Annotated in this window: 20 protein-coding genes; 14 read left to right on the top strand and 6 right to left on the bottom strand. The window is 37.8% G+C overall.

From position 1 onward, the window contains the following. The first annotated feature begins 51 nt into the window (after positions 1-51). Positions 52-591 (top strand): flagellar biosynthetic protein FliO, encoded by a 540-nt coding sequence (locus tag QHG54_RS01000; RefSeq protein WP_317993354.1) that lies wholly within the window; start codon positions 52-54, stop codon positions 589-591. Positions 592-643: 52 nt separating this feature from the next. Here QHG54_RS01000 and dksA read toward each other — a convergent pair whose 3' ends face one another. After that, positions 644-1,060 (bottom strand): RNA polymerase-binding protein DksA, encoded by a 417-nt coding sequence (gene dksA, locus QHG54_RS00995; protein WP_317993355.1) that lies wholly within the window; start codon positions 1,058-1,060, stop codon positions 644-646. Positions 1,061-1,389: 329 nt separating this feature from the next. Further along, the gene (locus QHG54_RS00990; RefSeq protein WP_317994052.1) at positions 1,390-1,923 is read right to left on the bottom strand and encodes a flavin reductase; all 534 of its coding nucleotides are present in this window, start codon (positions 1,921-1,923) and stop codon (positions 1,390-1,392) included. Positions 1,924-2,068: 145 nt separating this feature from the next. Between QHG54_RS00990 and rpe the strand changes: the two genes are divergently transcribed. The 10 genes from rpe (at position 2,069) to QHG54_RS00940 (ending at position 11,204) form a co-directional block, all read left to right on the top strand. Further along, positions 2,069-2,743: a ribulose-phosphate 3-epimerase gene (rpe, locus tag QHG54_RS00985; RefSeq protein ID WP_317993356.1), complete on the top strand. Its 675-nt coding sequence runs from the start codon at positions 2,069-2,071 to the stop codon at positions 2,741-2,743. A 10-nt stretch (positions 2,744-2,753) separates the two neighbouring features. Next, positions 2,754-4,055: an adenylosuccinate lyase gene (gene purB, locus QHG54_RS00980; RefSeq protein WP_317993357.1), complete on the top strand. Its 1,302-nt coding sequence runs from the start codon at positions 2,754-2,756 to the stop codon at positions 4,053-4,055. A 73-nt stretch (positions 4,056-4,128) separates the two neighbouring features. Continuing rightward, positions 4,129-4,677: an alpha/beta hydrolase gene (locus QHG54_RS00975; RefSeq protein WP_317993358.1), complete on the top strand. Its 549-nt coding sequence runs from the start codon at positions 4,129-4,131 to the stop codon at positions 4,675-4,677. A gap of 170 nt (positions 4,678-4,847) precedes the next feature. Further along, positions 4,848-5,612: a phosphoribosylaminoimidazolesuccinocarboxamide synthase gene (purC, locus tag QHG54_RS00970; protein ID WP_317993359.1), complete on the top strand. Its 765-nt coding sequence runs from the start codon at positions 4,848-4,850 to the stop codon at positions 5,610-5,612. 87 nt (positions 5,613-5,699) lie between these two features. Then, positions 5,700-5,939 carry a phosphoribosylformylglycinamidine synthase subunit PurS gene (gene purS / locus QHG54_RS00965; protein WP_317993360.1) on the top strand — a complete coding sequence of 80 codons (240 nt, stop codon included), beginning with the start codon at positions 5,700-5,702 and terminating at the stop codon, positions 5,937-5,939. 12 nt (positions 5,940-5,951) lie between these two features. Next, a complete protein-coding gene (gene purQ / locus QHG54_RS00960; protein ID WP_317993361.1) occupies positions 5,952-6,623 on the top strand; it encodes a phosphoribosylformylglycinamidine synthase subunit PurQ in 672 nt (223 codons plus the stop codon). Positions 6,624-6,939: 316 nt separating this feature from the next. Next, positions 6,940-9,150, top strand: coding sequence for a phosphoribosylformylglycinamidine synthase subunit PurL (gene purL, locus QHG54_RS00955; protein ID WP_406604271.1), 2,211 nt, complete (start codon positions 6,940-6,942; stop codon positions 9,148-9,150). A gap of 69 nt (positions 9,151-9,219) precedes the next feature. After that, positions 9,220-9,453, top strand: coding sequence for a BolA family transcriptional regulator (locus tag QHG54_RS00950; RefSeq protein ID WP_317993363.1), 234 nt, complete (start codon positions 9,220-9,222; stop codon positions 9,451-9,453). Positions 9,454-9,552: 99 nt separating this feature from the next. Then, on the top strand, positions 9,553-9,885 hold the full coding sequence (gene grxD / locus QHG54_RS00945; RefSeq protein ID WP_406604270.1) for a Grx4 family monothiol glutaredoxin: 333 nt from the start codon (positions 9,553-9,555) through the stop codon (positions 9,883-9,885). Positions 9,886-9,953: 68 nt separating this feature from the next. Beyond that, a complete protein-coding gene (locus QHG54_RS00940; RefSeq protein WP_317993365.1) occupies positions 9,954-11,204 on the top strand; it encodes a multidrug effflux MFS transporter in 1,251 nt (416 codons plus the stop codon). Between the two features lie 929 nt (positions 11,205-12,133). Here QHG54_RS00940 and parC read toward each other — a convergent pair. Both parC and aspS read right to left on the bottom strand, forming a co-directional pair. Beyond that, on the bottom strand, positions 12,134-14,383 hold the full coding sequence (gene parC, locus QHG54_RS00935) for a DNA topoisomerase IV subunit A (RefSeq protein WP_317993366.1): 2,250 nt from the start codon (positions 14,381-14,383) through the stop codon (positions 12,134-12,136). Positions 14,384-15,076: 693 nt separating this feature from the next. Then, on the bottom strand, positions 15,077-16,870 hold the full coding sequence (gene aspS, locus QHG54_RS00930) for an aspartate--tRNA ligase (protein WP_406604269.1): 1,794 nt from the start codon (positions 16,868-16,870) through the stop codon (positions 15,077-15,079). Positions 16,871-17,030: 160 nt separating this feature from the next. On the opposite strand from aspS, the gene rnd reads away from it, so the two are divergent. Further along, positions 17,031-18,185 (top strand): ribonuclease D, encoded by a 1,155-nt coding sequence (gene rnd, locus QHG54_RS00925; protein ID WP_317993368.1) that lies wholly within the window; start codon positions 17,031-17,033, stop codon positions 18,183-18,185. Positions 18,186-18,791: 606 nt separating this feature from the next. Here rnd and ppx read toward each other — a convergent pair. Further along, complete coding sequence (gene ppx, locus QHG54_RS00920) at positions 18,792-20,303, bottom strand: exopolyphosphatase (RefSeq protein ID WP_406604268.1); 1,512 nt, start codon at positions 20,301-20,303, stop codon at positions 18,792-18,794. Between the two features lie 5 nt (positions 20,304-20,308). Beyond that, the gene (locus QHG54_RS00915) at positions 20,309-22,489 is read right to left on the bottom strand and encodes an RNA degradosome polyphosphate kinase (RefSeq protein WP_406604267.1); all 2,181 of its coding nucleotides are present in this window, start codon (positions 22,487-22,489) and stop codon (positions 20,309-20,311) included. 268 nt (positions 22,490-22,757) lie between these two features. On the opposite strand from QHG54_RS00915, the gene QHG54_RS00910 reads away from it, so the two are divergent. Both QHG54_RS00910 and QHG54_RS00905 read left to right on the top strand, forming a co-directional pair. Further along, positions 22,758-23,006 (top strand): zinc-finger domain-containing protein, encoded by a 249-nt coding sequence (locus tag QHG54_RS00910; RefSeq protein WP_317993371.1) that lies wholly within the window; start codon positions 22,758-22,760, stop codon positions 23,004-23,006. Between the two features lie 25 nt (positions 23,007-23,031). After that, positions 23,032-24,309 carry an FAD-binding protein gene (locus QHG54_RS00905; RefSeq protein WP_406604266.1) on the top strand — a complete coding sequence of 426 codons (1,278 nt, stop codon included), beginning with the start codon at positions 23,032-23,034 and terminating at the stop codon, positions 24,307-24,309. Positions 24,310-24,486 lie beyond the last annotated feature (177 nt).

The raw sequence follows: 24,486 nt of genomic DNA, 5'->3' as shown, positions 1-24,486 counted from the left end.
ACCTTTTAAGGTATATTTACAAACTTATATAATATAAATGGGAGAAGCACCATGCATGTCTGGTTATCAAATCAAATAGGCACATCCGCAGCGAACATAACCTTAAGCCTTGTGCTTTTCATAGTGATAATCACAATTATTGCTGTGATTATCATGTTTTTACGCCGTTTAACTACAAGAGGATACAACACACACAGAAAAAAACGTCCACCACGATTAACCCTCTGCGATACACTTGCTATCGATCGTACGCGTCGCCTTATTTTGATACGTCGTGATGATGCGGAACATCTTATTCTTATTGGTGGGCTAACAGATGTTGTTATAGAATCGAATATTATCAATAAACGCATCACACACAAAAGCACTGATAAACAAAAGCAAGATACACAGTCAACATTAACAACAACTGAAACCAACTCAAATCCCAATCTTACAGAGAAAATACCTTTTTCCGTAAGTGAAAGAGAGCATTCTCCAGACAATATCTCTAAGCCTTTTATGAATCAATATTTGGAAGATTCAGCAATCACCGCTGAAATTGAAGGACGGCAAGAGCCATCCTTATTTATCCCTGTCCAGAAAAAATAAAATAACCCACTTTGGCGGCGAGTCTTCCATTTGTTCATCATCACAATTGATTTCAATCGTCGCGATAAACCCTTTCTCGTCGCTCATGACGTTCCTGTGCTTCCAACGACAAAACTGCAATCGGTCGAGCCTCAAGACGCTTTATACTAATAGGTTCGCCAGTTTCCTCACAAAACCCGTAAGTCCCATTATCAATACGCTCTAAAGCTGCATCTATTTTTGAAATAAGTTTCCTCTGACGATCACGAGCACGCAATTCGATTGTACGATCAGTTTCGCAAGATGCTCTATCAGTCAAATCAGGCTGACCAGCATTCTCTTCCTGCAAATTTTCCAAAGTTTCACGAGCTTCTCTCAATATATCATTTTTCCAAGAAACCAATTTTGCACGAAAATACGCCTTTTGCCGCTCATTCATAAAAGGCTCATCTTCACTAGGACGATATTGACCATCAACCTTTTCGCTCATGCCATAAACCTCCATATATGGTATGTGCGGTCTATATATTGTCCAACGCCGATCAACACAAGAGTAAAATGCTTTTTTATAAGAACATACCAATACGTTTAAAATCATTGTGTTTAAATCATCGCCACTTTTTACACAACATGTACTATATTGTGATAACTCTAGACAGGGCATCCTCATAAACACTCATTCCAGTCACAGCTATAAGCAAGCTTACAAAAGTAAAAAACACAAGCATTCAGGATAATGCAAAATAAACTTATCCAATTATGAGCAAAAAATTGAACGCACCAACAACGATACCCGAGTATGGAAAGAAACAAAAACATTTATAAAGGCAGAGTATGATATGCACGATTCAAATATATCAAAGCGTCTTTTTCTTGATTACGATTTATGGCAACAACTTCGCCAATCAAAACATAATGGGTTGCATGTTCGTGCCAACAAATTAAACGACAGTCGAGTGACGCTAAGGCATCTAAAAGACTAGGTGCACCAGTCTGCAAAGTACTCCATTGAGCTCTATCAAAACATTCATTTTGTGTAAAAGCGCAGCGCTTAGAAAAAATATCCGCTAATGAACGATGTTTTCCTGCCAAGCTATTAACACAAAAATTTCCATTCTCCATAAACAGATTATTCTTAGGATTATGGCGTCTTAAGCAAACAAGAAGCGTTGGAGGATCATCTGATAAGGAACAACAAGCTGAAACTGTCACCCCACGCTTTCCCTTAACACCATTCGTTGTTACAATATGCACAGCTCCCGCGAAATGACTCATAGTATCACGATACTCCTGCGGAGAAATAGTAACAATATGTTGCAGTTTAGACATTAAATGTGTTGTATGGTTTGGCATATCTTTCACTTATACAGCTTTAAAATTCCAAGAAACATTTCAATAAAAAGATCTATGACATATAGCAATTCTTTTACATCATAACGTAAATGATATTTTAACATACAGAACTACATGCTAAAAAGAGCCAACTAAGGAGATCTTAATGCCTCGTTCTTACCTCATTTCACCTTCACTTTTAGCTTCTGATTTTTCCAAACTTGGCCAAGAAGTGTTAGATGTTGTTGATGCTGGAGCAGACTGGCTTCATCTTGATATTATGGATGGCCACTTTGTTCCTAATATCACTTTTGGGCCCGATGTCGTCAAGGCACTACGCCCATTAACCAAAGCAATATTTGACGTTCATTTGATGATAGCGCCCGTAGATCCTTATCTTGAAGCTTTCGCAAAAGCTGGTTCAGATATTATAACCATTCATGCAGAATCGGGTCCTCATGTTCACCGTTCACTACAAATAATTAAAGCAATGGGAAAAAAAGCTGGAATTTCAATCAATCCAAGTACACCGGAATACGTACTTGAATATTTGCTTGATCAATTAGATCTTATCCTGATCATGACAGTCAATCCTGGTTTTGGTGGGCAAAGTTTCATTCCAGAAATGAAAGATAAAATCAAACGCGTTAAAAGTATGATTAGCAATCGGCCTATTGATCTTGAAGTTGATGGTGGTATCACTGTTGATACAATCGGAATAGCTGCCAAAGCTGGTGCAAATGTATTTGTTGCAGGCTCTGCAATTTATAAAGATGGAAACAAAGAGCTCTACAAAACACGTATTCATGCATTGCGCCAAGCAGCAATTCTCTCACGATAAGGAAAAAATTATGATCGACCGTTATTCCCGCTCTGAAATGGTAACAATTTGGTCACCAAAAACAAAATACCGTATTTGGTTTGAAATTGAAGCACATGCCTGTGATGCACTAGCACAACTGGGTATCATTCCAAAAGAGGCAGCAAAGATTATTTGGGAAAAAGGGAAAGCTGCCGAATTTGATGTAAACCGCATTAATGAGATTGAGGCGATCACCAAGCATGATGTTATAGCATTTCTAACTCACTTAGCTGAATTTATTGGACCAGAAGCTCGTTTTGTCCATCAAGGTATGACATCATCAGATGTCTTAGACACAACGCTTAGCATTCAATTGATGCGCGCCAGTGATATTTTGCTAAAAGATATCGACCAACTTCTTGAAGCATTAAAAAAACGTGCTTTTGAACATAAAGAAACAATCACAATTGGGCGAAGTCATGGCATTCATGCTGAACCAACGACATTTGGAGTAAAATTTGCTCTTGCATACGCTGAATTTTCTCGTTGTCGCAAACGTCTTCTCGCAGCACGCGAAGAAATTTCTACTTGCGCTATTTCAGGAGCTGTAGGAACTTTTGCTAATATTGATCCACGTGTTGAAGAACATGTAGCAAAAGCATTTGGTATGCGTGCTGAACCTGTTTCCACTCAAGTTATACCACGCGATCGCCATGCTATGTTCTTTGCAACACTCGGTGTTATTGCTTCATCCATTGAAAGACTAGCTATAGAAATACGCCATCTACAACGAACAGAAGTTCTTGAAGCAGAAGAGCATTTCTCACCTGGACAAAAGGGGTCGTCTGCCATGCCTCACAAACGTAATCCAGTTTTAACAGAAAACTTAACTGGATTAGCGCGTATGGTGCGTGCATTTGCAATGCCAGCCATGGAAAATGTAGCACTTTGGCATGAACGTGATATTTCTCATTCATCCGTTGAACGTTATATTGGCCCTGATGCCACCATTACGCTTGATTTTGCTCTTGCTCGCCTCACATCCGTCATTGAAAACTTAATTGTCTATCCAGAAAATATGCAAAAAAACCTCAATAAATTTCGTGGTCTTGTTCATTCACAACGGGTGCTTCTAGCACTCACGCAAGCTGGCATCAGTCGTGAAGACTCTTATCGTATTGTACAAAGAAATGCCATGAAGGTTTGGGAGCAAGGAAAAGACTTTTTAGAAGAATTACTCAATGATAAAGATGTTACAAAAGCATTAAATGAGGCAGAACTTCGTGAAAAATTTGACCTTTCTTACCATACCAAACATATCAACACGATTTTTAAACGCGTTTTTGGATAATGACAAAAACTGCATATAATGTATTGCCTTCGGCTTATGCTCACAAAGCTTATTGTGATGAAGAAAACAATTTATGAAAGCAAATCAACTCGATATTCTTATTGTGCCTGGCTATAAAGGATCTGGTCCTGACCATTGGCAAACACGCTGGGAAAAAAAATTGTCTACGGCTCGTCGTGTTAAACAAGCTCATTGGTCAAAACCTGTTTGTGAAGAATGGGTTAATGAGGTTAAAATCGCCATTACACAAGCCCAAAAACCTGTTTTTATCATTGCCCATTCATTGGGAGTTCCTACAGCTATTCAGGCAACACTCCCAAATGCAGGAAAGATCTATGGTGCTTTCTTTGTTGCTCTTCCAGATGTATCCAATGAAAAAATACGTCCAAAACACTTAAAAACATTTGGCCCATACCCCCGTAAAAAATTACCTTTTCCCTCAGTAGTTATAGCCAGCCGCAACGATGAATTTTGCCAATTCTCGGTAGCAGAAAATCTTGCCAATGATTGGGGAGCACTTTTTGTTGACGCTGGACAGTCTGGCCATATCAATGCAGAATCAGGCCATGGGCCTTGGCCTGAAGGGCTTATGGTTCTTTCCCATTTCCTTGCAAAAATTTAATTTATGGAAATAGCCTTCTTTACCCTGTTTATGTACTGCACCCCTTATGGTTTCAATCCATATAATAAAAATTGTAAGAAGTATCATAGCAATCATTGAGAATTTCTATCAACTAGGATAGTATTACTCATCAATGCTATTAAAACCTCTCAGAGAAATAGAGAATCACAATGAATCGTCGCCACCGTATTTATGAAGGCAAGGCCAAAATTCTATATGAGGGACCTGAGCCAGGTACCTATATTCAATTTTTTAAAGATGACGCAACTGCTTTTAATGCAAAAAAGCATGAAATAATCGACGGAAAAGGGGTGTTAAATAACCGTATTTCCGAACACATCTTTAGCCATCTTGGCCGTTTGGGCATCCCAACACATTTTATCAAGCGTATAAATATGCGCGAACAGCTCATTAAAGCCGTTGAAATTATTCCATTGGAGGTGGTTGTTCGTAACGTTGCTGCTGGCTCTCTTGCTAAACGTTTAGGGTTAGAAGAAGGCACTGCTCTTTCGCAATCCATCATTGAATTTTATTATAAAAATGATTCTCTTGATGACCCAATGGTCACTGAAGAACATATCACTGCTTTTGGATGGGCTGTTCCGCAAGAATTAGAAGACATTATGCAACTTTCAATTCGTATTAATGATTTTCTTTCTGGACTCTTTGTAGGTGTTGGTATTCAATTAATTGATTTTAAAATGGAATTTGGTCGTTTATGGGAAAATGAAACAATGCGTATTGTTCTTGCCGACGAAATCTCACCTGATTCCGCCCGCTTATGGGATATACAAACACGAGAAAAAATGGATAAAGACCGTTTTCGGCGTGATATGGGAGGACTTATTAACGCCTATCAAGAAGTGGCAAAACGTCTTGGTATCATCAATGAAAATGAACCTCCTCGACCAAGTGGTCCTGTTTTAGTAAAATAAAAAATAAGGTGATATCATATCACCTCCCTTTAATATCGTAAATACATCTCCTCAAAGAGAGCTACTTCTAAAAATAGGAAATAAAAAATGAAAGCACGCGTTACAGTTACTCTCAAAAGCAGCGTTCTTGATCCGCAAGGAGAAGCGATTGTCAATGCTTTAAAGAGTTTAGCTTTCAAAGGCATTCATTCTATTCGCCAAGGAAAAGTTTTTGATGTTGTGCTTGATGATCAACCTGCTGAAACAGCAAAGCAAAAACTTGAAAAAATGTGTGAACAGTTACTCGCAAATACTGTCATTGAAAATTACACCATAGAACTTCTTTAAGTGGACCCCTCCATGAAAACTGCTATCATTCAATTACCTGGATTAAATCGCGATCGGGATATGATTGCAGCATTACAACACATCACAGGAGTTGAGCCATTAAAAATTTGGCAAACAGAGTCAACAATTCCAGACGATATAGATGTTATTTTTATTCCTGGTGGTTTTTCTTATGGTGACTATTTAAGATGTGGCGCTATTGCCGCACAAACACCAATTTTTCAAGCTGTTCGTGAAAAAGCACAAAAAGGTGTTCTGGTGATAGGCATATGTAATGGATTTCAAATTTTATTGGAATCTGGATTATTACCTGGTGCCTTAATGCGTAATGCTTCATTAAAATTTGTTTGTCGTGAAGTAAAACTTGAAATAGTGAACGCCAACACGAAATTTTCTCGATATTATTCCAAAGGACAAATTATTCGTTGTCCTGTTGCTCATCACGATGGAAACTATTTTGTTGACAGTGAGACATTAAAACAAATGGAAGACAATGGACAAATTGTTTTCCGCTATGCAGAAAATACAAATCCTAATGGCTCAATCAGTGATATTGCTGGTATTATTAATAAAGCTGGTAATGTTCTTGGTATGATGCCTCATCCTGAAAACTTTATTGAAACCGCACATGGTGGTACTGATGGTCTTTTACTTTTCCGAAGTGCTTTAGAATTGGCAAATTAATGATCATAAACAAAAGCTATTCTGCTACCCTTAGCGATTTTACATTAGTTACTGATTCTAATACGACCCAGAATATATGCCCCAGAATATATGCAATGAATAATCTTACTAAGAAAATTTCCTTACCTAAAAAAGCACGTTACTCTGAGCACCTAAAACAAATCTTTTTCTTCAAGCTTAAATGACAAGCGGATAAAATTGGGGCTTATAGTTCATTAATGGTCTCGTCATAAAACAAAAAAGCAACTAAACTGAAAAACTGCATCAGAAGCAACAAAAAGCCAAATCTTGATTACTTTAATGGATGAAAAAACTCATGAATCCTTGCAATAACATTGCCATAACACCAGAATTAGTTGCACGTCATGGTCTAAAAGCTGACGAGTACCAACATATTTTGAAACTGATTGGTAGAACACCAACATTTACCGAGCTTGGAATTTTCTCTGCAATGTGGAATGAACATTGTTCTTATAAATCATCTAAAAAATGGCTAAAAACTCTTCCAACAAAAAGCAAATATGTCATTCAAGGTCCTGGTGAAAATGCTGGTGTTGTTGATATTGGTGAAGGTCAATGCGTCGTTTTCAAAATGGAAAGCCATAACCACCCCTCTTACATTGAGCCTTATCAAGGTGCAGCAACAGGTGTTGGTGGCATTTTGCGGGATGTTTTTACAATGGGCGCCCGTCCTGTTGCATCCATGAATGCATTACGATTTGGTTCTCCTGATCATCCTCGAACACGCCATCTTGTTTCTGGAGTCGTTTCCGGAATTGGTGGCTATGGAAATTCTTTTGGCGTCCCAACTGTTGGAGGAGAAGTGAATTTTGATAAGCGTTATAATGGCAATATCCTTGTCAACGCTTTTGCCGCTGGGATTGCAAAAACAGACTCTCTTTTTTACTCCAAAGCACAAGGAGTGGGACTTCCTGTTGTTTATTTGGGAGCAAAAACAGGGCGTGATGGTGTTGGTGGCGCAACAATGGCTTCTGCCGAATTTGATGATTCAATCAATGAAAAACGTCCAACCGTTCAAGTAGGTGATCCTTTTACTGAAAAGTGTCTTCTTGAAGCTTGTTTGGAACTGATGGAACTAGGAGCTGTCATTGCTATTCAAGATATGGGTGCTGCAGGTTTAACATCCTCTGCGGTTGAAATGGGGGCAAAAGGAAATCTAGGTATAGAGCTTAATCTCGATAAAGTTCCGGTTCGTGAAGAAAACATGACAGCTTACGAAATGATGCTCTCTGAAAGCCAAGAGCGTATGCTGATGATTCTTAAACCAGAAATGGAACAACAAGCAGCTGAAATTTTTCATAAATGGGAACTTCATTTCTCCATTATTGGAAAAACAACAGATGACTTACGTTTCCGTGTATTGCATCAAGGAGAAGAAGTCGTCAACCTTCCAATCAAAGAACTCGGTGATGAAGCACCGATTTATGATCGTCCGTGGAGTGAACCTACCTCAAAACCTATCCTTAAAGCAGAAGAAGTCAAAAAAACTGAAAATCTTGCCGCTGCACTCCTGACATTATTAAACTCTGCTGATCAAAGTTCACGGCGATGGGTTTATGAGCAATATGATACACTTATTCAAGGAAATACACTTGTTCGTCCAGGAGGCGATGCAGGCATCATCCGTGTAGGCAATAACGACAAACGTGCCCTTGCTTTTTCTTCTGATGTAACGCCTCGCTATTGTGAAGCTGACCCTTATGAAGGAGGAAAACAAGCCGTTGCAGAATGTTGGCGCAATATTAGCACGACAGGCGCAATACCACTAGCAGCTACAGATAATCTCAATTTTGGTAATCCTGAAAAACCTGAAATTATGGGACAATTGGTTTTTGCCATTAAAGGCATAGGTGAAGCTTGTAGAGTTCTCGACTTTCCTATCGTTTCAGGCAATGTTTCTCTTTATAATGAAACCAACGGAGAGGCAATTCCTCCTACCCCCACGATTGCTGGTGTTGGCCTTCTTGACGATTGGTCTAAAATGATAACAATCAGTGGTATGCAAAATGGAGATAACATTGTTTTGGTTGGACCTTGCGGCTCGCATTTAGGACAATCAATCTATGCACGGGACATTTTAAATATTGATGCAGGTGCACCACCTCACGTGGATTTACAACTTGAAAAAAGGCATGGTCAATTTGTTCGAAATGTCATTCATCGGGGTTTCGTTCATGCCGCGCATGATCTTTCTGATGGAGGATTAGCTCTTGCACTTGCAGAAATGGTTATTAAAGCAAATAAAGGGATCAAAGCAAAATTAACCAACAAATCACCAGAGCACGCAGAACTATTTGGAGAAGACCAGGGACGTTATCTTTTAGCAGTCAAACCTGAAGCGCTCAATAACCTTAAAGAACTTGCACAAACAAGTGCAGTTTCTTTAACAGAACTTGGTATAGTTACAGGTACTTCACTTGATATAGATGGCATATTAAAACTTTCCGTAGATGAACTCATACAAGCCTATGAAAGCTGGTTCCCCCAATTTATGGGCGAAGAATAAAGCGTTTTTCGTTTCTCTTGACTATATTATGCTACTCTTATAAAAATTAACAAACAGAGGAGAGTAATCATGGCAATGAGTGCCTGTGTAATTGAAGCGCTTATTCGCGAAGGCATTCCTGATGCGACTGTGATAATCCGTGATCTTGCTGGAGATGGAGAACACTACGCTGCAGAAGTTATTTCTGAAAGCTTTCGCGGTAAAAGCCGTGTTCAACAACACAAAATGGTCTATGATGCTCTCAAAGATAATATGGGAAATAACCTTCACGCTCTAGCACTGCAAACAAGTACTCCCAAATAATTTAAAAATTTCTTCTTGCATTCATTCACTCAATACGATTAGAAAGCAATACGAGCGTAAATGCACACTTCCAAGAATTTGTACTATTGAGGAATAGAGATGACTAATGTTCATGATTTTATTGACAACGAAATTAAAACAAATGACGTCATTTTATTCATGAAAGGAACGCCTGACGCTCCACAATGTGGCTTTTCTGGACAAGTTGTTCAAATCCTTGACTATTTAGGATTAAATTATAAAGGAATTAATATCTTAACTTCTGACGAATTGCGTCAAGGAATCAAAAACTACTCAAATTGGCCCACAATTCCACAACTCTATATCAAAGGCGAATTTATTGGCGGTTGCGATATTGTTAAAGAAATGTTTCAAAATAATGAATTGCAAGAACTGCTAAAGGAAAAGGACATTCCTTGCAATAAATCATAGATATATCTCATTATATTCAGCTCCTTATAAAACCGTGTTCAGTCGAAACTTTTATTTAAAGGATGTATATGTCATATTCAGTCGACGAACAAAAACATAGTGATGCGATTAGAAAAAAGATTGGCTATAAAGAGTTTGTTATTCTCATTGCTTCACTCATGGCCATCAATTCTATAGCTGTTGATATTATGTTGCCAGCTATGCCCAACATTTTAAATAGTTTAAATGTTATCAATGAAAACGATCAACATTATATTATTTCTAGTTATCTGATCAGCTATGGCGCCACACAGATATTTTTTGGTCCAATAAGCGACCGTTATGGGCGACGTAAACTTATTCTTATTGGTCTTGCTTTTTATTCATTGACGGCGATTGGCTGTGCCTTCGTATCCAGTTTTCCCGTATTACTCATTTTACGTATCCTACAAGGTATGGGAGGAGCTGCTATGCGCGTGCTCACGGTTTCCATTGTACGTGATCTCTATAGTGGTCGAAAAATGGCAGAAGTGATGTCTATTGTCATGATGGTTTTCCTCATTGCACCAATGATTGGACCTGCAACAGGACAAATAATTTTACTGTTTGGAAATTGGCAATTTATTTTTATATTTATGGCAATTATTGGTTTTGGACTGATGATTTGGATTCAACTGCGCTTGCCCGAAACCCTTTATGCTCAGCGCTCTCTTTCTTTTTCTTCAATTAAACATAATTTACGGATTGTGATAACCAATCGCACAACACTTTGCTATACACTAGCAACTTCCATTATTTTAGGCTGTATCTTTATCGCCGTTAATACATCGCAACAAACATATGAAGGGATTTATAATCTAGGACTGTGGTTCCCTATTGCTTTCGCAATTGGTGCTGCATTTCAAGCTCTATCATCATTCTTTAATTCTCAACTCGTCGGACGCCTTGGAATGCGCCGTATTGCTCATAGTATGCTTTTACTCTTTTGTATCACTTCATGCTTATGGTTTGTTGGTTCTCTCTTAACAGCTGGCATTATTCCTTTTCCTTTTTACATGCTGTTATTCTGTATACTGATGTTTACCTGCGGCGGCATGATGGCAAACTTCAATACACTCGCTCTTGAACCTGTAGGAGAAATTGCTGGAACGGCATCTTCTGTATCTGGTTTTCTCCAAACATCTATTGCTACAGGCCTTAGTTTTTTTATTGCTCAACAATTTGACGAGACAACAATTCCTAATTCAGCAGGATTTTTCTTTCTTAGTCTCATTGCCATACTCCTCGTCTTATGGGCTGAACGTGGGCATCTTTTTAGGCAATATAATAATCCCGAATAAATGCCACGATAAAAAAGGTCAAAAACAATCTTAGCGGTATGTAAAAAATAAAACCGAAATCTGTACGCCTTTACAACCTAGGCTTTGTATACCTAAACTCTCTAACTGAGAAAGTAATTGAAGCATAGACCAGAAATCCTATAAAAAAGAAGCTCTTTCTCCAATCGCTAGAAACGACGTCTGAAGTGATGGAGTTTATTGAAAATAACCTTTGATAAGGTAGCATTATTCTTTGTAATGGTGTTCATCATTGCTCTACAATGTTTTCTTATTTGTGCAGAAAGAAAAACAAAGATGCAATTTTTCTTCTTCACCCCTTCTCTTCGTGCATCTAAACATGACCATTATCAAAATAACTTTTTATTTTCATCTTCTTCAAAAGCGGAAGTGGTTTAATCATAGCCCTCCAATTCCTGGGAGTAAGAACAAAACGTAAAGATTAAACCTAAGGAATCCACCATAGCATGCCTCTTTGTGGTAAATTTTCTCTGCTTCTTCTCAACGTGTTTTTCTTTCATGCGAATCTCTATAAGCTTGGCATAGGGATGAACCCGAAAAAGTGGGATCAATCTTCATAGCTTCACCATCATAACGCATAGCCCTCGGCAAGCGCTTGCAAAAACGGATAAGAGCTTCCTTTCAGACGCTAGGATTCATGACTTTTAGGGAAACTAGGTTCACTTTCCTTACAGGTAAGGGGAAGCTCTCACCACTTAAAAACACAATGAACGTCTTCAACAAAACAACGGAGAGTATTTTTAAGGCTCTCATGTGTTTTGCAGAAACTCACCCTCGATAAAGATCAAATCTTTTACCAATCAGTATGCTTAATGTCATACTTTTTCTTGGTAACATGCCTATTCTTTACAAACAGAATCTTACTACCACTCTCTTATGGAGCACAGAAATTATTCAATATATGACACAATTTAATTGGTAAACTTTCCTGATTTTGGAAAGCCTTTCGGAACCATACGCCCTACTCCCGCACGCGTTCCCATCCACTCAATGAGCTCACCAGCTTGGCGATTAAAACTGCGTTCAGCTGTATCTTGCCAGGTTAATCCCTCTGATAAATGAAAGGTTTTGGCATCAACAACTCCGCCCTCTTTGTAACGTTGTAAACGAACACCTTTACCACGACTCATTTCTGGTATTTGTTCAATAGAAAAAATGAGCATTTTACGATTTTCACCAACCACTGCAACATGATCACCGTTTACCGAAGTGCAAAGTTTTACTTTATCAGGAAACTTTACATTCATAACTTGCTTTCCTTTTCGTGTATTGGCCATCACTTCAGCTGCAGGAACAATAAAACCATTTCCATAAGATGAAACCAAAAGCAGTTTTTCCTGCGCGTTATGCACAAAGGCAGTAAGAATATCGTGTTCATCATCCATATCAACTAAAATACGAATTGGTTCACCATGTCCTCGCCCTCCAGGCAAACTATTTGCACTAATAGAAAAGAACTTTCCACCCGTACTTATCACTGTAATCTTATCTGTAGTGAAGGCGGGAAATGCTAACTTTAAGCAATCACCTTCTTTGAAAGAAAGTGCTTTATAATCACTCAAATGCCCCTTCAAAGCACGCATCCATCCCTTTTCAGAAATAACAATAGTGACCGGTTCTTTTTCGATCATTGCCTGATGAATATCATCAATATCATGTCTTGGCGCTTCTTCAAATGTTGTACGCCTTTTCCCTAAGAGAGTTTCAGGAGCAAAAATTTTACGAACTTTTATGATTTCCTCGGAAATCATTTTCCATTGCTTTGTGCTGGAAGCTAATAAATTTTGCAGTCTTTCCTTTTCAGCCTTCAGAGCTTCAAATTCCTTACGAATTTCAAATTCTTCAAGCTTACGTAAAGACCGCAACCGCATATTAAGAATAGCTTCAGCTTGATTTTCTGTTAATTCAAAACGGTTAATCAATTCCTTTTTCGGTTCATCCTCTTCACGAATAATCTGGATCACCTCATCAAGATTTAAATATGCGATAAGATATCCGTTGAGGATTTCTAATCGACGATCAATTTCATCAAGACGATAATTAGAGCGACGAATAAGCACTTCTTGACGATGTTCAAGCCATTGCTGCAAGCTTTCGCGTAAAGAAAGAACATTCGGCACTTTTCCCAAAGATAAAACATTCAGATTTAGAGGAAATCTTACTTCAAAATCCGTTAATTTAAAAAGAGACTCCATGAGGAGTTCAGGATCAACTGTACGATTTTTAGGAACCAGCACAATGCGGATATCTTCTGCTGATTCATCGCGAATATCCTCAAGCATTGGTAACCGCCGTGCAAGCAGTAATTCTGCTGTTTTCTCAATAAGACGTGACTTTTGAACTTGATATGGAATTTCCGTAACAATAATCACATAAGAACCACGACTACCAGTCTCTTGATGCCAACGCGAACGCAATCGAAAGAACCCACGTCCTGTACGATAAGATTCCTCAATACTTTTTTTAGGCTCAACCAAAATACCGCCCGTAGGGAAATCAGGCCCAAGAACAAACTGATTTAATTCCTCATCATTTGCATCAGGATGAGCAATCAAATGCAACGCGGCATCACATAATTCAGCAGCATTATGCGGTGGAATAGACGTTGCCATACCAACAGCAATACCTGATGAACCATTCGCTAAAAGGTTAGGAAAAGCTCCCGGTAAAACAACAGGCTCTTCATCTTCTTCATTATAGGTTAAACGAAAATCAATAGCATTTTCATTAATCCCTTCAAGCAGCAACGCAGCCACTTCAGTCATGCGTGCTTCCGTATAACGCATAGCAGCAGCATTATCACCATCAATATTACCAAAATTGCCTTGTCCATCGACCAATGGATAACGAACAGCAAAACTTTGAGCCAAGCGCACCAATGCATCATAAATAGATGCATCACCATGAGGATGAAACTTTCCCATGACATCGCCAATAATTCGTGCACATTTAGCGTAGGATTGTCCGGGATTCAGCTTAAGCAAACGCATCGCATGAACAATACGCCGATGCACAGGTTTCAACCCATCACGCACATCAGGCAATGCACGGTGCGTAATGGTAGAAAGTGCATAAGCCAAATAGCGCTCCTGTAAAGCAGAACGCAATTCTATTGGCTCAATATGCTCTTTATCAAAAGGTAAAATCATTTTATCAGACATAGTATTAGGACAACAATTCCCAAAATAACGAGCAGTTATTTTATAATATTTTTAAATACAATCTTCTATCAATTGACTATTTTTTGAATAATAAACTATATAAAAGTAAACATTGTGATTAAAACATGAATAAAAAATTATAGCAATTTGAAAAATTTATGCGTGTGCTTTACACCCCATCTTAGCAACATATAGGAATATGCCTGCATTTAAATAGAGTCCTTTTTCAAAGAACAATAAAAATATCGTCTTTTAAAAGTTAATATAACAAATGAAAAAAATTCTATTCTTAAAATTAACGATCTGCATTTTTAGGATAGAAAAAAAGCTCAAAAAATAATGCTGTTGCCAATTCAAAATTGATAAATCTAAACAAAATAAAATATGATACAATTTAATATAAAAATAAATTCATATAAAGTTTTATTATGATAAAATTCTTAGATAATTTAAATTTTATAATTTTAAAAAGCATCAATATTAGATCAATAAAAATGATTTTTTCTTATAAAGAAAAATAATTTGTAATCTATTTTATAATATTGAAGAGTTTAAACAAAGAATAGTTTTAATTTTATTATAAATAATCTATATATTTATGTCATTTAAAAGCATAAAATTTTACCATATACAGAAAAATTGATATTATCGCCCTCCCCATACTCAATATTTATTAACTATCTTTAGACAAATTTACGAACTGCTTTTCAGAGCAGGAGAAACTTGGATTCCTAAATCACGTAATTGTGCAACAGAAACATCAGATGGCGCACTCATCAAAAGATCAAGCGCTTGCTGATTCATGGGAAATAAAGCAACCTCACGTAAATTTTTCACGCCTTGCAAAAGCATAATAATACGATCAATACCAGCCGCCATACCGCCGTGCGGTGGAGCCCCATAATGAAATGCACGATAAAGACCACCAAAACGATCTTCGACCACTTCTTTAGAAAGTCCAACCAGATCAAAAACCTTGAGCATCATTTCCGGAGAATGATTACGGATTCCACCTGATGCAATCTCATAACCATTGCAAACAAGATCATACTGAAAAGCTTTAAGAGTAAGAGGATCTTGACAATCGAGAGCATTTTTCCCACCCTGAGGCATTGAAAAAGGATTATGTGCAAAATCAAGCTTTTTTTCATCTTCATTCCATTCAAAAAATGGAAAATCAACAATCCACGCCAAAGAAAAACAATTCCTATCAATAAGATCTAATTCTTCCCCTACCCGTGTGCGCGCAGCTCCAGCAAAAGATGAAAACTTCTTTGGATCTCCGGCCACAAAAAAGCAAGCATCACCACCTTCAAGTCTAAGCTGCATACGGAGTGCTTCAGTCCTCTGTTCACCAATATTCTTAGCGATAGGTCCTGCTCCTTCAAACTTTCCCTGCTCTTCACGCCAGAAAATATAACCAAGTCCTGGTTGTCCCTCACCTTGTGCCCATACATTCATACGATCACAAAAAGCACGACTTCCCCCTGTTTTAGCCGGAATAGCCCACACTTGCGCATTTTTATCATTCGCTAAAATCTGAGAAAAAACTTTAAAACCAGAATCACAAAAATGTTGAGAAACATCTTCCATAATGACTGGGTTACGTAAATCAGGCTTGTCAGAACCATATTTCCGCACTGCTTCATCGTACGAAATACGAGGAAAGCTTTGTGTTACAGGTTTTCCATTTGCAAATTCTTCAAAAAGAGAACGTATAATGGGTTCCATTGTTGCCAAAACATCTTCCTGCTCAACGAAACTCATTTCAACATCTAATTGATAAAATTCACCGGGAAGACGATCTGCCCGTGGATCTTCATCTCTAAAACACGGAGCGATTTGAAAATAACGATCAAAACCTGACATCATCAACAACTGTTTATATTGTTGAGGCGCTTGCGGCAATGCGTAAAACTTTCCCTGATGAATACGACTTGGAACTAAAAAATCACGTGCCCCTTCTGGAGATGATGCAGTTAAAAGCGGCGTCGTAAATTCTGTAAAACCATTATCCTCCATGTACCGTCTGATAGCAGCAATAATTTTGGTACGACGCATTATATTTTTATGCATAGTTTCGCGACGTAAATCAAGAAAACGATACTTTAATCGAATATCTTCTGGATAATCAGGTTCGCCAAAAACGGGGAGAGGAAGCTCTTCAGACTTTGAAAGAATTTCAACCTCTTTCACAAAAACTTCAATCTCACCTGTTGGAAGATTTGTATTAATGACTTCATCAGAACGTGCATACACTTCCCCATCTACACGAATAACCCATTCAGAACGCACCTTTTCGATGATTTCAAAAGCCGGTGAATCCGGATTGGCAACGATTTGCGTGATTCCAAAATGATCCCGCAAGTCCACAAAAAGAATTCCGCCATGATCCCGAACACGATGAACCCATCCGGAAAGACGAACCTGTGTTCCTACATCGCATTTACGAAGAGCCGCGCAATTATGACTGCGATAACGGTGCATAGTTTTTTTTGCCTTTGATTATAAAGTTTCAGATGCGTTACAAACGCTTTTTAGCAACCATTTGTCAAGATGTGATGACAAAGACACAAAAAAAAAGTCAATAAAAGACAAATTTAATTTATCTGGCTATAATAGAATTAATTTATCTGGCTATAATAGAATGATGAAACTTATTACCAAAACAACAGATCTTGAAATCGCCCTTTCTGCTTTACGTACCTCTGATTTTGTAACAGTAGACACCGAATTTATCCGCGAAACAACTTTTTGGCCTCAACTGTGTTTAATTCAACTTGCATCACCAGATGTTACAACGCTCATTGATCCAATAGCACCAGATATTGATCTAAAACCATTTTTTGACCTCATGGTAGATAAAAACATTGTTAAAGTTTTTCACGCGGCACGCCAAGACATCGAAACAATTTATCATCTTGGAGGAATCATTCCTTACCCTCTCTTCGACACCCAAATAGCAGGATCAATCTGCGGATTTGGCGATTCTATCTCCTATGATCAAATTGTACAACGCTGCACAGGTCATTACATTGATAAATCATCCCGTTTTACAGACTGGAGCTGCCGCCCTCTTTCCGAAAAACAATTGCTCTATGCTCTTGCCGATGTAACTTATCTAAGGGATGTTTACCTCTTATTGAAAAAACAGCTAGAAAAAAACAAACGCACACACTGGATGGATGATGAAATAGCTATCCTGTTAACACCCAAAACCTACGATATGCCAGAAGATGAGGCATGGAAAAAAGTGAAAGGAAAAGTCAAAAAGCCCCGTGAGTTTGCCGTCTTACAAAAAATAGCAGCTTGGCGTGAACGTGAAGCACGAAGACATAATGTTCCACGTCGTCATATTATGAAAGATGAATGCCTGATCGAAATCGCAATCCAACAACCAAAAGATGAAACTGCATTGAACCGTTTGCGCAGTCTTAATAAAAGCTGGGATAAACTTTCAATTGCGCAGACATTAATCAAAGCTATCCACGAAGGCTTAGAAGTTGATCTTTCTACTTTACCCGCCCTTCCTAAACATAATCCATCCAATGATACAACAACTGCTGTAATCGATCTTCTTAAAGTGCTCTTAAAACTTGTTGCGAACGAAAACAGCATTGCACCTAAAATTATTGCAACTTCCAATGATTTAGAAAAAATAGCAAATGGCTGTGTAAAGAAAAATATCCCCGCGATGAATGGTTGGCGCTATGAAATATTTGGTCAAAAAGCTGAAAAAATGCTAAAAGGTGAAATAGGATTTTATTTTAGCAATGGAAAAATAAGCACAAAAAAGCTTTAATTTATAAAGAAAATTTCAACTATTTCTATTCTAAGGTTGACACGAAAAAACATGATAAAGAGGGATTATCCATCTTTTTTGTTTAGTATAAAATTGAGCAAAATTTTGCGATCTCATCTGCAAGATGCATCGGTTTTATTTGAAAAAATGCAAAAAAGATTTTGAGCACTCTCATAGCAAAAACTGTTATGCTATTCATTCTTTTATATTTAGCCAATACAAATATGGCAAAGACAACCTGCTAAAATTTTAAAATTTAAATTTGATCAACACTTGTTAGAGAATAACTACTGAATTTTAGTCAAAGCCAATCAGATACCAATCTTAATAAAGAAGAAAAATCTAGAAAAAACAGAAAGCTTTCGACTCTAAAATAGAAATAGAAAAAATTCTATAACAATAGCTTACCATATTACAAAAAATAGCATCTTAACTTGAATGCGGAACAGGAAGGTATAACACCTTGCCTCATCATATCATAAATGATGAATGCCTTTATCGAAATCGCAACCCAATAACCAAAAGATAAATCTGCATAGAAATAAAATATGCAGATAGGCGCATTACAATAGCGGGATAAACTCTTATAATTTAAGAGGAAAAGAATCAGAAAGTTTCAAAAGCAAGAGGCAGTTTTATTATTTTTGACAATTTCTTCAAGCATCCGAGGGGGCGTTCTCCTAATAAATCAGCGTAACGCCTCGGGATGTGTAATACAACATGATCTGTTTTTTTATGCCACAATAAGTGAGGTAAAATTCCTGCAGTAGAAGCGCTAAAAAGATTAGCAATACGCATAGTTTCACCAAGAATACATGCTTTCTCAATGATACTTCTTGTTGCGAGTTGGAAAATGGGAAGAGATCCTTCTTCAATAAGCGAACCCGTATTGCGAAAAAAAACAGCAAGCGCAGCATAAACACGTCCCTCATGAGAAATTCCCGAATAAGATCCTAAAGCTATCTGATTAGCTGCTTCATTGCTTCGATAATCTGGATGTATACGCCAACCAATATCCGCCAGAAGACAAGCAGCTTTACGGTAACGGCATTCATTTTCAGTTTCTGAAATTCCAAAAACTTCAAAGGCATTAGACGTGAAATCAATGAGTTCTTCTGCTTGCTTTGGTGAACGCGCTCGTAGGATAGCCATTTCAGTGCATGCCGCAATTAAAGGATCTGAACGACGAATCTCTTGCGGCAATCGTGAATAAAGAAAACCCTCACGGACTCCAGCTCCAGAAAAGACTATCTTTTCAATTCCTATACACTGAATAAGTTCAATAAGAACGATCGCCCCATAAGACAAAAGTTGACGACGATTCTGTGAAACAGCTGAAATCCCTTTTATATTATCAATACTGCCACTTGCGACAAGACGCAAAAAATCTTCCATCTCAACTGCATCAACTTCATAGCCATGCATAACAGGGAGCTGATAGTGTTTGGTTGCCATATGAAGTTTTGCTAAATTACGCCAAGTCCCTCCTACGGCATAAAAATAACGTGCCATACCTTTATAAGCGACAGCAAATTTACAAAACTGTTCATGGACAATTTTTGTAGCCACAGAAATATCATTATTTGACATAGACTGTAGCCGCAACCCTCCTAATGGCAGTGTTATCCCTTTACCTACATCAGCATCATCAATATCAATAAGTTCGAGACTTCCTCCCCCAAGATCACCAGAAATACCTTTTGGTTTATAAAAAGTAGAAATAACCCCATAGGCTGAATAAACAGCTTCTTCACTTCCCGAAAGAAGGTATATTTTATTTTGTAAGATATTTTCAGCATTTTGAATAAATGCTAACCCATTTTTTGCTTCCCGCGCTGCTGCTGTTGCTAAAGTATAGACCTCATCCGCGCCAATCTGTCGACAAAGGGTACGGAACCGTTTCAGTGTTCGCAATGCCATTTCCATTGATTTTTCTTCTAAAAATCCGGTTTTTGCAACACCTTGACCAAGACCACAGAGAATCTTTTCATTAAATAAAACCGTTGGTGAACGAACCAAACCTTCATAAACAACAAGCCGAACAGAATTTGAGCCAATATCAATAACGGCGATAGGCTTACGCCCTTTTAGCCGACCCTGAGCATTTATATACGTCATAGGTTTCAGTCTTTACGCATTTTAGCCCGCTGCCGATACAACGCAACCAAACGTGAAGTGGAAGATTCAAAAGATTTTTTCCACCCCAAAAGACCTGCATTGCTCATAAAATACTCCTGCGCATTAAATGGACTTTCACCTCTTTGCGGTGTTGTATATTTTGATGTTCCATCACTTAGTATATCAAAGCTTTGTTGATTATCAACAATATTAGCTAACATAATTTGTAAAAGAATCTGCTGACGAACAGTTTTATTAAAAACTGGAACTAATATTTCAACACGATGGTCAAGGTTACGAGGCATCATATCAGCGGACCCAAAATAAACAAGCGCGTTTTCACTCGGCAAATCTCCACCATTACCAAAACAAAAAATCCGGCTATGTTCAAGAAAACGCCCTACGATTGATTTCACACGAATATTATCTGAAATTCCTGAAATATTCGGGCGCAAACAACATATACCACGCACAACCAGATCAATCTGCACCCCCACTTGACTGGCACGATATAAAGCATCAATAATTTCAGGATCAACCAATGCATTGACTTTCATCCAAATAGCAGCAAGCCGCCCCTGTTGTGCATTGGTAATTTCTCCTTCAATATGCTCAAGAATACGACTACGCAATGTTAAAGGCGAAAAAGCAATCTTCATTGCTTCATTTGGGCGCACATATTGAGCGATATACTTGAACAGTAATGCAACATCATGACCAATATCATCATCAGTAGTAAAAAAAGAAAGATCAGTATAAACTTTAGCATTAATTGGATGATAATTGCCAGTTCCAAGATGAACATAAGAGCGATGACGTTTCCCCTCACGCCTCACAATGAGCGACATCTTAGCATGTGTTTTTAATGCAATAAAACCAAAAACAACTTGAACGCCTGCACGCTCAAGATCACGTGCCCAACGAATATTAGCTTCCTCATCAAAACGTGCTTTAAGTTCTACCAAAGCGGTCACAGACTTACCTTGTTTGGCAGCCTCAATTAAAGCGCTAACAATTGGACTATCATTTGATGTGCGATAAAGGGTTTGTTTGATTTCAACAACATCAGGATCGCTAGCAGCCTGACGTAAAAATTGTACAACAACATCAAATGATTCATAAGGATGATGAATCACGATATCATTTTCACGAATAGCCGCAAAACAATCACCATTATGCTCACGAATACATTCAGGAAAACAAGAATTATAAGGAGAAAATTTTAGGTCATCGCGTGGAATAGAGACAATCTCTGATACCATATTAAGCGCCAAAAATCCATCGAGAACATTTATACAATTATCAGGAACAGAAAGACCCTTGGTTATAAGTTGGCGTAAATTCTCTGGCATTTTCGCATCAAATTCAATTCGAATAACTTGCCCGCGACGACGCCTTTTAAGCGCAGTTTCAAAAAAATGAACAAGATCTTCAGCTTCTTCTTCTACTTCAATATCGCTATCACGAATCACCCTAAATGTACCAATTCCATCAATTTTATAATCAGGAAATACATGACTGATAAAAAGGCTAATAACATCTTCAGATGGAATAAAACGAAAACTATTGCCTTCTCGAGGAAGGAGAATAAAACGTCTCAAAACAGTTGGGATAGGCAACAACATTATAATAGAATGTGGACCAGCATATCGAGACAATTGAAGAGCAAATGAAAGCCCTAAATTAGGAATAAATGGAAAAGAGCGTGCAGAATCAACAGGCAAAGGTTTTAAAATAGGAAAAATCGTATCAAGAAAATATTTTTCGAGCCATGATTTTTCAATTTCTGAAAGCCCATGAGAAGAAATAATTTCAATATTATTCTGTTTTAATTCATGACGTAAAACCCTCAATTCTCGCAATTGATTAGCCTGCAAATGTGAAGTTTCAGCTAATACAAAATCGAGTTGCTCCTGCGGAGTACGCCCATCTGCACTACGCTCTGTAACTCTAGCACGAATTTGAGCAGCAAGACCCGCAACACGAACCATAAAAAACTCATCAAGATTTGTTGCTGAAATTGAAAGAAATTGTAGCCTTTCTAACAAAGGATGCTTGGGATTAGCAGCCTCCATCAATACACGATTATTAAATTGTAGCCATGAAAATTCTCTGTTAATAAATCGCGCCGGATTTTTCATTGTTATATCCGACATAGAAATCTGATCTGTCACCCTCTGTTCCATATATTCTAGCTAAATTTCCTTTATACTTTCCAAGTTTATTCACAGATGAATATCCCATATAACGCTTTACGATATATTACCGTAATGACAGCGTATCAATGACCAGTTTTTTTCATGGAATTTACATTTATATTTAAAAACACTTAGAACCACTTTCTCACGTAAATTATCTTTAAAATCACCTTGCATTATAATAATCTTTATTACAAACTGATGAATATAGGTCAAAATCATGCCTTATCAGGCAATTTATCCGGAGTTTTACACCATGGCTGATCATAACATTCCCCATTTCCAAAATGACCTTGGATATAAAATAATCGAAATTGGTGTAAAAGAATTTATGTGTGTCGGTGCAACACAACCATTCGATCATCCGCACATCTTTATCGACATGGGATCAGCTGATGAAAAAATTTGCCCTTATTGTTCAACGCTTTACCGCTATAATCCCTCTTTAGCCTACAATCAAACAAAGCCAACAGGGTGTCTCTATCATCCAAACAATTTTCTATAATGCATACTCTGCTTTTCAATATGAAATGACTAATAAACCATCGCCAATCATCGTCGGAGCCGGCATTGCTGGCTTAAGCTCCGCTTTAGCACTCGCTCATAAAGGAATTGCAAGCACCATTATCGAAAAATGTCAACAGCTTGAGAGTATAGGCGCTGGTATTCAGCTCACTCCAAATGCAACATGTATTCTTGATCGCTGGGGAATTCTTAATAAACTAACTGAAATGGGGATAACGCCCAAATTTCTTCAGTTAAGAGATGGGATATCTTTAAAACCGCGTCTGCACGTTGATCTTATTAATTTATCAGAAAAAAATTGGAAGGCTCCTTATATTACGATTCATCGAGCCGACTTACAAAAAGTTTTACAAAACGCTGTTATTGAGAATCCCCTTATCAAGTACAAAACAGGTGAGGCTGTTATCTCGTCTATCCAGACTGCGATTGATAGCATTAACATAAAAACAATAAAAATAGATCTACCATCTGAGATACAACAACACCAGTTTTATTCAACATCTCTCCTTATCGGATGCGATGGAGTTTGGTCGACATTACGCCAATTAGCGCCTTTTCATGAAAAGGCAAATTTTAGTGGCTTTATTGCTTGGCGTGCAACAACGAAACTCAAGAATCTTCCTCAAAGTTTTTGTTCTTTATTACGGGACATGAAAACAATTACCGCATGGATGGGACCTAAAAATCATCTTGTTGTCTATCCCCTTCAATCATCCGAAAAAGTTTTTAATTTTGTAGCCATTACACCTGGAGAAGATTCAGAAGAGGGGTGGAATAAGAAAGGGGACAAAGAAAAACTTAAATCTTTTTTTAAAGACTGGAATCTGCAAATCTTGCAGATCTTTGACCATATTGACAAATGGACCTATTGGCCGCTCTTTCAAATGAAACACAATCGCTTTTTAGGCTTAGAGCGACAAGTATTTGTTGGTGATTGCGCACACGCAGCCCTCCCCTTTGCAGCGCAAGGTGCTGCTATGGCAATAGAAGACGCAGCCACATTAGCAGAAACGCTTTCTGCTAAAGACCTTCCATTGACGCAAGCTCTTTCACTTTACGAAGAAATACGAAAGCCCCGCATTGCAGCGGTAAAAAAACGCGGGGATTTTAACAGAGTAGCTTATCATGCAACAGGTCCTATAGCAATTGCACGTAATCTCATCATGAAAATTCGTACCCCAGAAAGTATTATGTCTAGCCTTAATTGGCTTTATACGTATGACGCTATGAATCTAACAAAAAACGAAATAAAGAAATGTATGGTAAAAACTTATAAAACTTAAAAACTGCAAATTGTTTTGAATACCGTAGATGGTATGGATTAAATATTTTTGAAATTTCTACATTAAAAATCCATTATAACCTACAAAAATAAAAGAAAAATTTTTCAAAATATACAGTCTGTTTCAACGCCAAAATCTTAAGGCGCCAATAAAAACAAGTAGCCAGCTCACAACTGT

The sequence above is a fragment of the Bartonella gliris genome, from assembly GCF_045277155.1.
Lineage (GTDB): Bacteria > Pseudomonadota > Alphaproteobacteria > Rhizobiales > Rhizobiaceae > Bartonella > Bartonella gliris.
The sequence above is the reverse complement of the archived record's forward strand: the minus strand, read 5'-3'. Positions and strand labels throughout refer to the sequence as shown.